The sequence below is a fragment of the Aeromonas lacus genome (assembly GCF_000764665.1).
In the GTDB taxonomy this organism is placed as follows: domain Bacteria; phylum Pseudomonadota; class Gammaproteobacteria; order Enterobacterales; family Aeromonadaceae; genus Aeromonas; species Aeromonas lacus.
Genome location: NZ_JRGM01000128.1, coordinates 1 through 9848, shown reverse-complemented (window position 1 = coordinate 9848; position 9848 = coordinate 1). Strand labels below are relative to the sequence as shown.

The following is a 9848-nucleotide window of genomic DNA, read 5'->3' as shown; positions in this document are numbered from 1 at the left end:
CAGTAACGACCACCATATTCGCAAGCGAGGCTGAGATATCAGCTGCGGTTGCAGATAAAATCCCCACTCAGATGGGGATTTTTTTTGCCTGAAATTCAGTGATCAGTATTTTCTATTGCTCGATCTCTTAACCTGTCCCGTCTGCTCCCGTCTGCTCCCGTCTGCTCCCGTCTGCTCCCGTCTGCTCCCGTCTGCTCCCGTCTTATCCAAGCGCCCTTTGCCATTCCCGCTCTTAGTCTGCTGATGCCTGCTCATCTTATTGCCGCTCCTTGACTGCCGCCTCTGGCGAGCGGCAAGAAAAAGGGCAGGCCAGAGCCTGCCCTCATCGTGGTGATCGACGTTACATGATCCCGCGGATCAGGATCCCGCTGATCAGCAGCGGCGCCACCACGCGCCAGCACCAGAGCAGCGCAAGGCGCAAGGTGGGTGACAGGCTTGCAGACAGAATTGCATCACCCAGTCGCCAGCCCAGCAGCAGGGTCAGTACCAGGCCAAACAGCGGCATCATCAGATTGGAAGTGAGATAGTCGAGCAGCTCGAAGATGGTCTTGCCAAACAGGGTCAGATCGCTCCATGGGCCAAACGACAGGCTCACCGGAATGCCGGAAGCCATGATGAGCAGGGTCAGCACCCGACAGGCGCCGCGGCGTGACCAGCCCCACTCCTCTGTGGTGAAGCGCACCAGATGCTCCAGCATGGAGATGGAGGAGGAGAGCGCGGCGACCAGCAGCAGCAGGAAGAAGACGATGCCTAACCCCTGACCGAACGGTAGATGGCTGAAGACGGCGGGCATAGTCATAAAGGTGAGCCCGGGCCCGGCAGTCGGGTCGATGCCGGTGGAGGCCAGCGCCGGGAAGATCATCAGCCCCGCCAGTACCGAGATAAGGCTGGCCAGGGTGACCACCCAGACGCCGGAGCGCACCACGCCGTCGCTATTGGGTAGGTAGGCGCCGTAGGTGGTATGTACCCCGAGCCCGATGGAGAGGGAGAAGAAGGCCAGCCCCAGCGCATCCAGCACGCTCTGGCCGGTCAGCATGGAGAAGTCCGGCAGCAGTAGCTGGCGCACGCCCGCCATGGAGCCCGGCATGGAGAGGCCAACCCCCACCAGCAGCAACATCATGATGAACAGCGCCGGCATCATCCAGCGCAGCGCTCGCTCCACCCCTTTCTGAATGCCACCCTGCACAAACCACCAGGTGAGCCCGGCAAAGATCAGATGGGTCAGCACCGGCCACCAGGGGTTGCTGACATAGCCGTTGAACAGGGCGGTGAGGGCACTTCCCTCGCTCAGGTTGAGTTTGCCGGCCATCGCCAATGCGGCATAACCCACGGTCCAGCCGCCCACCACGCTGTAGAAGCTGTAGATAAAGAAGCCGCAGAGGATCCCCATATACCCCATCCAGCGCCAGTTCGGCCCCACCAGCTTGCGGAAGGCGCCGAGCACCCCGCGCTGGCTATGGCTGCCGAGCAGGGTCTCGCCGACCTGTACCGCTACCCCCAGGGTGAAGCTGAACAGCAGAAACACCAGCAGGAAGGCGCCGCCGCCATTGGTGGCGGTAACATAGGGAAACTTCCAGATGGCACCAAGGCCAATCGCTGTACCTGCTGCGGCCAACACATGACCAAGACGGGAAGACCACTGAACCTGGCTCATACAACCTCCGGGTAACACGACATCGAAGCAATACTCCTCTGTAGCAATAAACGACAGACAACAAAAAGGCCGCCCGAGGCGACCTTTGCAATGAACATTCAGAAAACTGTGCGTGCAAGGTCACCTCTCTTGCGAGATAAAAAATCGACCAAACAGCACGAGGATGGCAGACATGGGTGACAGCTTGAATAGTGAATGAGGGGACAGCCTAAACCATGGAAAGAAAAATTGACACATAAAATAAAATTTTTTTGATGGCGATGGGCTGCATTCATGGTTCACCGTAGAGGCGGGGCTGGTGTGCCCTATCTTTTATCCCCTTTCACCCGTGACTGGGCGATAATCCAGCTAGCTTCTTGTGGAACTTGCGGTCATCAGCTGACCCGGCAAGCGCCAAATATGAGACAGGATGTCGTATGAGATGGATGGTTCTGCCCTGGCTGTTGTTGAGTCTGAGCTTGTCGGCCCAGCCGGGATTAACGCTGCTAAGTCATGATCTGCCCCCCTTTACCGAGTCCCGCGACGGCAAGCTCGACGGTCTGGCTATTCGACTGGTGCAGCAGGTGCAACATGAGCTGGGTAGTGACTATCCCGTCCGGCTCTATCCGCTCAAACGAGCGCTGGCGCTGACTCAGGTCGAGCCGGGTTACGCGCTCTTTGTGGTGCAGCGGATCCCGGAGCGGGAGGCGCTGTTCAAATGGGTGGGCCCCCTCTTTATCAACCGGGTCTTTATCTATCAGGCACCGGGCAGTGCCCGTCCGCTGACCGAATTGGCTCAGCTGCGTCAACTGCCGCGAGTCGGGGTGGTGCTTGGCAATGCCGATGATGTGCGGTTGACCCATGAGGGCTACACCAATCTGGTGCGCTACAAGACGGTGACAGAGGCTATCGAGCGGCTGATGCTGGGCAAGATAGATGCCTTGCCGATGGCGGAGAGAGTGATGGATGCCACTCTCGACAAGATGGGGCTATCCCGTCACAGCGTGGCCAGCAGTGGTGTGCTGCTTCATGAGGCCGGCCTCTACATCGCCTTCTCCAGAGCCACTGACGATGGTGAGATAGCCCGTTGGCAACAAGCCTTGGACAAGGTGAGAGCCATAGAGGGGCGGGCCGGTGAGCCCACCCATCATCATTGATCCTCAGATAAGACCGCGAACCAGGATCCCGCCGATCAGCAGCGGAGCAATCCAGCGCCAGCAGTTCATCAGCAGGTGATGCCAGTGGGCAGAGAGCCCCTGTGGCAGCAGCGCCTTGCGCCCCAGTTTCCAGCCCAGCAGCAGCGTCAGCATCAGGCCGAACAGCGGCATCATCAGGTTGGAGGTGATGAAGTCGAGCAGTTCGAAGATGGTTTTGCCAAACAGGGTGACATGTTGCAGCGGGCCAAACGACAGGCTGACCGGAATGCCGCACACCATGACGAACAGGGTGATGGCGCTGCAGGCGTTACGACGCGACCAGCCCCAGGTTTCGCACAGGAAGCACTGCAGGTGCTCCAGCAGCGAAATGGCGGAGGAGAGCGCGGCAAAGACCAGCAGGGAGAAGAAGATCACCGCCAGGCCCTGACCGAAGGGCAACAGCTGGAACACCGCCGGCATGGTCATGAAGGTGAGGCCCGGGCCCGCAGCGGGGTCGATACCGGTCGATGCCAGCACCGGGAAGATCATCAAGCCCGCCAGTACCGCCACCATGCTGGCCAGCAGCACCACCCAGAGGCTGGAGCGACCAACCCCTTCACTGGAAGGCAGGTAGGCACCATAGGTGGTATGAATACCCAGACCGATGGAGAGGGAGAAGAAGGCCAGTCCCATGGCGTCGAGCACGCCGGACATCCCCAGCTTGCTGAAGTCGGGCATCAGGAAATGGCGCACCCCCTCCATGGCGTTGGGCAGGGTGAGGCCAAAGGCGACCAGCATCAGGATCATCACGAACAGGGCTGGCATCATCCAGCGCATGGTGCGTTCCACCCCTTTCTGGATCCCGCCCTGCACTACCATCCAGGTCAGTGCCGCAAACAGTAGATGAGTGAGAATGGGCCAGACGTCACCGCTGACATAGTCATTGAAGCGGGCGGTGAGGGCCGCAGCATCGCCATGATTGAGCTGGCCGGCAGCGGCCATACCGGTATAACCCAGGGTCCAGCCGCCCACCACGCTGTAGAAGCAGAAGATCAGCAGGGTGCTCAGCACCCCCATGACGCCGACCCAGCTCCAGCGCTTGCCGAGCAGCTCGCCAAACGCGCCCGCAACGCCGCGGCGGCTCATGCTGCCAAGCAGGGTCTCGCCCATCAGCACGGCTACCCCCAGGGTGAAGCTGAACAGCAGAAAGACCAGCAGAAAGGCACCGCCGCCGTTGACGGCAGTAACGTAGGGAAACTTCCAGATTGCGCCGATACCGACGGCGGAGCCGGCGGCAGCGAGAATATAGCCGAGGCGGGAGGACCATTGGGACTGCATCATTTGAACTCCAATCGAGGGCCCATGGCTGGGCCAGAATGGCGCTCATATTACGGAAAGGGGTCCGCAATCACTACGCAGCTTGCCAGCCGTAAATACGATTTATTGGCACGATCGCCCAATAAAATTCGCTTATTTGCGCGATTGTGCCAACAAATAAAAACCGGAGCATTTTTGCTCCGGTTTTGGGTTGATGCCAGACTGGCAGGGCAGGTCAGATTACGCCCAGCTCGCGCAGCCGCTCCATCAGGTAGCTGTGTGCGGTATGACGCTCGGAGAGCACCACCTCGGGCCGCGGATGGAGGAACAGCGGCAGGGAGATGCGCGACTTGCTGGCGCTGCCGCCGGTCGGGTTGATGACGCGGTGGGTGGTGGAGGGGTAGTAGCCGCGGGAGGCCTCCTGCAGCATGTCGCCGATGTTGATGATGAGGGTGCCAAAGTCGCACGGCACATCCATCCACTCGCCGTCGGAACCCTTCACCTGCAGGCCCGGTTCGTTGGCTGCGGGCAGGATGGTGAGCAGGTTGATATCCTCGTGGGCGGCGGCGCGGATGGCGCCCGGTTCCTCGGTGCCGTTGAACGGCGGATAGTGCAGCACCCGCAGCAGGGTCTTCTGGCTATCGTCGATCATCGAGGAGAGGGGGCAGCTGTAGTTGGCGGCGATATCGGCCGGGGTATGCTGCTCGACCCAGCCCAGCAGCTCGGCGGCCAGACCGTTGGCCAGACGATAGTACTCCATCGCCTGCTCTTTCAGCTCTTCTGGCATCTGGCCCCAGGGGTAGAGGTGGAAGTACTCCTTGATATCCTTCTGGCTATGGCCCTTGGCCACCTCGGAGACCGATGGCGGGAAGTAGCCATCCTGGGTTTCGCGGTTGAACAGAAAATCCTGTTTCTGCTCGCTCATGAAGAAGCGATACCAGTTGTCGTAGATGGATTGCACCAGCTCTTTCGGGATGGGGTGGTTGGTCAACACACCAAAGCCGGTAGTACGCAGGGATTCGGTGAAGCGTTGGGCCGCATCGGGTGAGCGGTAATCGACAGTCAGGACTTTCATTGTTTTTGTTGCGCACCAGTTAAAAGATGGCGCAGTTTACCCTGCAAGCCGTAACAAGGAAAGGGACGCGGCCTCCAGCGACCGCCCCGTGCCTGATAGTGATAAAAACATCAGATAAAAGAGGCGAATAGTGGCGAGAGTGGCTCCCTTGTCCTGCCTGCCCATCCTCACTAGAATGCCAGCCACTGTCTTTTCCGGAGTCTGTCCATGTCCTCGAAGATCCTGTTGCTCACCCTGCCGCTGCTGCTGGCCGGATGCAGCTCCCTGTCGGAAGATGAGTGCCGCACCATGAGCTGGTACAACCTTGGCTATCAGGATGGTGAGCAGGGCAAGACCCGCAATCAGGCGCGGGACTACGTCTCCACCTGCGGCGAGTATGGCCTCAAGGTGGACGAGGCAGAGTGGAAACGGGGTTACGACAAGGGGCTGGAGCTCTACTGCATCCCCGAGCTGGCCTACAGCAAGGGCAAGGAGGGGCAGGAGTATCGCGGTGTCTGTCCCAATGATGCCAGCTTCCTCAAGCAGTACCAGCGCGGCTATGAAGAGTACAAGCTGGCGACCCGACTGCGGGAGATCAGCGACGAGCTGGAGCGCACCGAGCGGGATATCGACGATCTTGAGCGCAGCATCCGTAACGAGACCAACAGCGAGCAGCGCGACTACTACCGCGCCAAGCGCAATCGCGCCATTCGCCACTATGAATCCCTGCGCCGTGAATATGACCGGCTGCGCTATCCGGATCGGGTGATCCAGTTCTCCTTCGGCAACTAAGCCATCTCTTGTGGCCAGCCATCGCGGCTGGCCATCTTGCATCCTGTCCGCTCAGGGCAGAACCCAGCGCTGCAGCGCCAGCGCGATGCCATCCTCGTTGTGATCGGCGGTGACCTGGTCGGCATGGTGCTGGATCTGCGGGGCCGCATTGCCCATCGCTACCGCCAGCCCGACCTGCTCGAACATGCTGATGTCGTTGTTGTTGTCACCAAACGCCACCACCTGCTCCATCGCAATGCCCTCGCTGGCGGCCCACTGGGCCAGCCGGTTGCCCTTGCTGCAGCCGGGCTGTACCAGCTCCACCGCGTAGGGGGCCGCCCAGTCGCGGGTGAAGGGGATGAGATCGCGCTCTTCGTCCATAAAGCGGTGCAGGCGCGCCGGATCCTGATTGAACAGCTCCAGCTTCCAGACCGGGTTGTCGAGCCAGCCTGCCAGCTCCTCGACCGGATGGATGGCGATCTTGAGGTGATCCGGCTGATTGGCTGACCAGTGGCGGATGCGGGTGACATGCTCCTCGCAGCCGATGTAGCCGATCCCCTCGCTCAGGTGAAACAGGGCACCCATCTGCTGCGCTTCGACTTGTGCCAGCAGGGCGTTGAGCGGGGCGCGGGCCAGCGGATCGCCTGCCAGAATGCGATCTGTCGTCGGGTCGTAGAGACAGGCGCCGTTGCTGCAGATGATGGGGGTATCGAGCGCCAGTTCGTGATGAAAGGGGCGCGCCGTCATGAAGTGGCGCCCGGTGACCAGCAGCACCTTGATGCCGTGGGCGCGCGCCTGCGCCAGTGCCGCCCGGGTGGCCGACGAGATCTTGTGATCCCGGGTCAGCAGGGTGCCATCCATATCGAGGGCGATGGCCTTGTACTCACTCATAACTCCTCCAGCATCGAACAAACCAGCAAGAGCCTTACCGTCCCAGACCCGGCGCCCCGATGCAAGTTTTGCCGCATGGCGGAGCGCCGAACTGTGATCTTTTGCCGGCTCAGGCGCAGCTGGCCACCTGTTGGTGGCGGTCGGCACGCTGGCGAAGCAGATAGAAACCGGCGGCGCTGGCAAGGGCGCAGAGGGTGGCAAGGTAGAAGGGCCACTCGCTCCCTGCCAGCAGCACCAGACTACCGAGCACGACCGCCAGGATCTCGCTGCTCACCGCGAGGGCGCGGTAGAGCCCCATCGCCTGCCCCTGCTGCTCGGCATGACTGCGGTTGGAGACCGCCACCGAGGTGGCCAGCTCCCCCAGACTCATGCCGATGCCGGCCGGAATGAAGGTGAGCGCCAGTCCCCACCAGTGGCTCGGCAGGATAAAGAGCAGCATGCCGGTCGCCATTACCAGATGGCCGACGATGCCGAGAGAGCTGCCGCGCCAGTGGCGGGCGATGTGGGAGCCGAGCCAGGAGCCCGCCATCATCGGCAGGCTCACCAGCACCGCCGCTTGCGCCAGCTGGGCCGGATCCCAGGCCAGCCGCTCCACCAGCCAGATATTGAAGTAGGTGAAGTAGAGCTGCACCGCGCCATAGCTGACCAGAGTGAGGGCGAAGTAGGGGAGCAGGGCCGGTTGCAGCAACAGCTGGCGGCTGGAGAGGGTCGGTGCCTGCCGGGCGGCTGCCACCGGCGGACGATGGGGCACCAGCCAGAGCACCAGCAGCAGGTTGAGCAGGGTCATCGCGACTGCCAGCCAGGCCGCCAGACTGTAATCCCCCGAGATCACCGCGGCGTAGCCTCCGATCACCGGCCCCACCACCCAGCCCAGATTCATGCCGATATTGATCCAGGCGAAGCTGCGCGCCTTGTGCTCCTTGCCGGCGAGATCCGCCGCCATCGCCTGCACGATGGCGATGTTGCCGTTACACAGCCCCTCAACCACCCGGCTGAGCAGCAACAGGGGGAGGGATCGCCAGGCGATGCCAAGTGCCATCAGGGCATAGCCGGTCAGCACGCCAGCCAGCGAGAGCAGCAGCAGTGGCTTGCGGCCGTAACGGTCAGAGAGCCGCCCGAGCCAGGGGCTGCCCACCAGCTGGAACAGGGGATAGAGCCCCATGATGACCCCCAGCCACACCTTGCGGCTCCAGTCGGAGGCTTCCGGCGTCAGCATTCCCTGCGCCGGATCCAGCAGCAAGGGGGCCAATACCGGGGAGGGGAGGCTGAAGCCGGCGACCGCCAGCGTGACCGTCATCACCAGTACCCAGAGGGGGTTTTTGTGCTGTTGTTTCGCCATGTCGCACCCATTAAGTAAAGTAATTGGTTTATTTATGCTGGGTGATAATCGGTATTAAGTAAAGTGAATTGTTGATTTAATAAAAGGGTCTCGCCATAATGGGGTCATGAACGCAAGCACCGACAAGATCCTGTTTCTGCTCAAGAGCCATGGCCCGCAGAGCGCCGCCGCGCTGGGGGAGCAGTTGCAGATGACCTCCATGGGCGCCCGCCAGCACCTGCTCGCACTGGAGCAGGAGGGGTGGGTCACATTCAGCGACGAGGCGCGCGGACGCGGTCGTCCCGTGCGGCTGTGGCAGCTCACCGAGCAGGCCTGGCAGCGCTTCCCCGATACCCATAGCGACCTGACCGTGCAGCTGATCGACAACGTGCGCGAGCTGTTTGGCGAGGAGGGGATGGAGCGGCTGATCCTGCAGCGGGAGCAGCAGATGCTGGCACGCTATCAGCAGACGCTGGGCAACAAGGGGTTGTCCGGTCGGCTGGAGGCGCTCAGGGAGCTGCGCAGCCGCGAAGGCTATATGGCGGAGATCAGTCGCGAGGAGGATGGCAGCTGGCTGCTGTGGGAGAGTCACTGCCCCATCTGTGCGGCGGCGCGCACCTGCCGCGGTTTCTGTCGCAGCGAGCTGGCGCTGTTTCGCCAGCTGCTGGCACCGGCGACGGTGGAGCGGGAGCAGTATCTGCTGGATGGCGCGCACCGCTGCCTCTATCGCATCACGCCGACCGCGCTCTGATAGCGCCGTTGGCCACCCTCCAAAAACAACAAGAGCGTATGGTGAAAGAATAAGGAAGAATTCAGATAGCAAAACTAACTTTATAGCAATTGGGGCCTCATTCTGACGTTGTCAGGTTTGTAATGATTTACATGGATCAATCCACTAATGTTCCCCGAATGCTCGACAGCAACGTCAGCCTCTTCTCAGACATCTTCAGCCAGTCAATCAGGCTTATATTCCTCGCCCCCCCCCTTTTTATCCAACGCCCTCATCACTTCATCCGCGGCTGCCAACCGACCTCGTAAGCAACGAAACTTCTGACAGGTGTGCATGAGTACATTCTCAATGGTCGTCTCTAGCGCGGGGAATTCCGCAGCTACGCAGCGAAGATAAACCAGTTTTATATACCCACAGCTATTTATTCATCAATACATGCCAATAGTGAAAGCTGCTAAATGTGGAGTTAGAGGGAAACCTATCTTCAATATGCAGAGAGCATGAACTGCTTATTCTCTAAATAACCACACAAGAATAAATGCATATAATTTAAAGTTTAATATTACATTAATGAAAGTGGCAATCGATTACTCAGTGAATGAGAGATGAAACTTCCCCCCAAGGTTGTGATATTAAAATCTGCCATGTTTTCTGTAAATTAAATCGACTTTCATTGCCATTATCTAACTTAGCAACACCTCGCTTATCTATTATGTAAGGATGTATAAATAGCACATGTAAAAAGTGTTCACTACCATTTCTTGTTACTTCTTTCATCTCTCTACATTCAAAAATATCTGATTGATGACAAATTTTTACGAAATCACTGCTTATAGCCCAAGTCGAGACATTGAATACCTTCGCAATCTCACGTGAGCTAACTGGCCCCTTTTGTTCAAGCAACCATTGTGCAACTCTCAAATATCGTGGCACGAGACCCCCTTATTTTACCTTGAAATAAAAACATGCTAATACCGGCCCACGGATTGGCTATGGCC

At 59.6% G+C, this 9848-nt stretch carries 9 protein-coding genes; 3 read left to right on the top strand and 6 right to left on the bottom strand.

Features of this window, described 5'->3' with window-relative positions; translation table 11 throughout:
* Positions 1-340: 340 nt before the first annotated feature.
* On the bottom strand, positions 341-1654 hold the full coding sequence (locus LG31_RS0108055; protein ID WP_033113970.1) for a sodium-dependent transporter: 1314 nt from the start codon (positions 1652-1654) through the stop codon (positions 341-343).
* A 416-nt stretch (positions 1655-2070) separates the two neighbouring features.
* Between LG31_RS0108055 and LG31_RS0108050 the strand changes: the two genes are divergently transcribed.
* Entirely contained in the window at positions 2071-2790 is a 720-nt protein-coding gene (locus tag LG31_RS0108050; RefSeq protein WP_033113969.1) for a substrate-binding periplasmic protein, read from the top strand.
* A 3-nt stretch (positions 2791-2793) separates the two neighbouring features.
* Here LG31_RS0108050 and LG31_RS0108045 read toward each other — a convergent pair whose 3' ends face one another.
* Entirely contained in the window at positions 2794-4110 is a 1317-nt protein-coding gene (locus LG31_RS0108045) for a sodium-dependent transporter (RefSeq protein WP_033113968.1), read from the bottom strand.
* Positions 4111-4321: 211 nt separating this feature from the next.
* On the bottom strand, positions 4322-5161 hold the full coding sequence (locus LG31_RS0108040) for an isopenicillin N synthase family dioxygenase (protein ID WP_033113967.1): 840 nt from the start codon (positions 5159-5161) through the stop codon (positions 4322-4324).
* Between the two features lie 207 nt (positions 5162-5368).
* On the opposite strand from LG31_RS0108040, the gene LG31_RS0108035 reads away from it, so the two are divergent.
* The gene (locus LG31_RS0108035; protein ID WP_033113966.1) at positions 5369-5932 is read left to right on the top strand and encodes a DUF2799 domain-containing protein; all 564 of its coding nucleotides are present in this window, start codon (positions 5369-5371) and stop codon (positions 5930-5932) included.
* 51 nt (positions 5933-5983) lie between these two features.
* Here LG31_RS0108035 and LG31_RS0108030 read toward each other — a convergent pair whose 3' ends face one another.
* Together LG31_RS0108030 and LG31_RS0108025 are read right to left on the bottom strand one after the other, a co-directional pair.
* On the bottom strand, positions 5984-6802 hold the full coding sequence (locus LG31_RS0108030) for a Cof-type HAD-IIB family hydrolase (protein WP_033113965.1): 819 nt from the start codon (positions 6800-6802) through the stop codon (positions 5984-5986).
* 109 nt (positions 6803-6911) lie between these two features.
* Positions 6912-8141, bottom strand: a complete 1230-nt coding sequence (locus tag LG31_RS0108025) for an MFS transporter (RefSeq protein ID WP_033113964.1) — start codon at positions 8139-8141, stop codon at positions 6912-6914.
* Between the two features lie 106 nt (positions 8142-8247).
* Between LG31_RS0108025 and LG31_RS0108020 the strand changes: the two genes are divergently transcribed.
* Positions 8248-8871, top strand: coding sequence for a helix-turn-helix transcriptional regulator (locus tag LG31_RS0108020; RefSeq protein ID WP_033113963.1), 624 nt, complete (start codon positions 8248-8250; stop codon positions 8869-8871).
* Positions 8872-9441: 570 nt separating this feature from the next.
* Here LG31_RS0108020 and LG31_RS20940 read toward each other — a convergent pair.
* Positions 9442-9783, bottom strand: a complete 342-nt coding sequence (locus LG31_RS20940) for a helix-turn-helix domain-containing protein (RefSeq protein ID WP_108570760.1) — start codon at positions 9781-9783, stop codon at positions 9442-9444.
* Between the last annotated feature and the right edge of the window lie 65 nt (positions 9784-9848).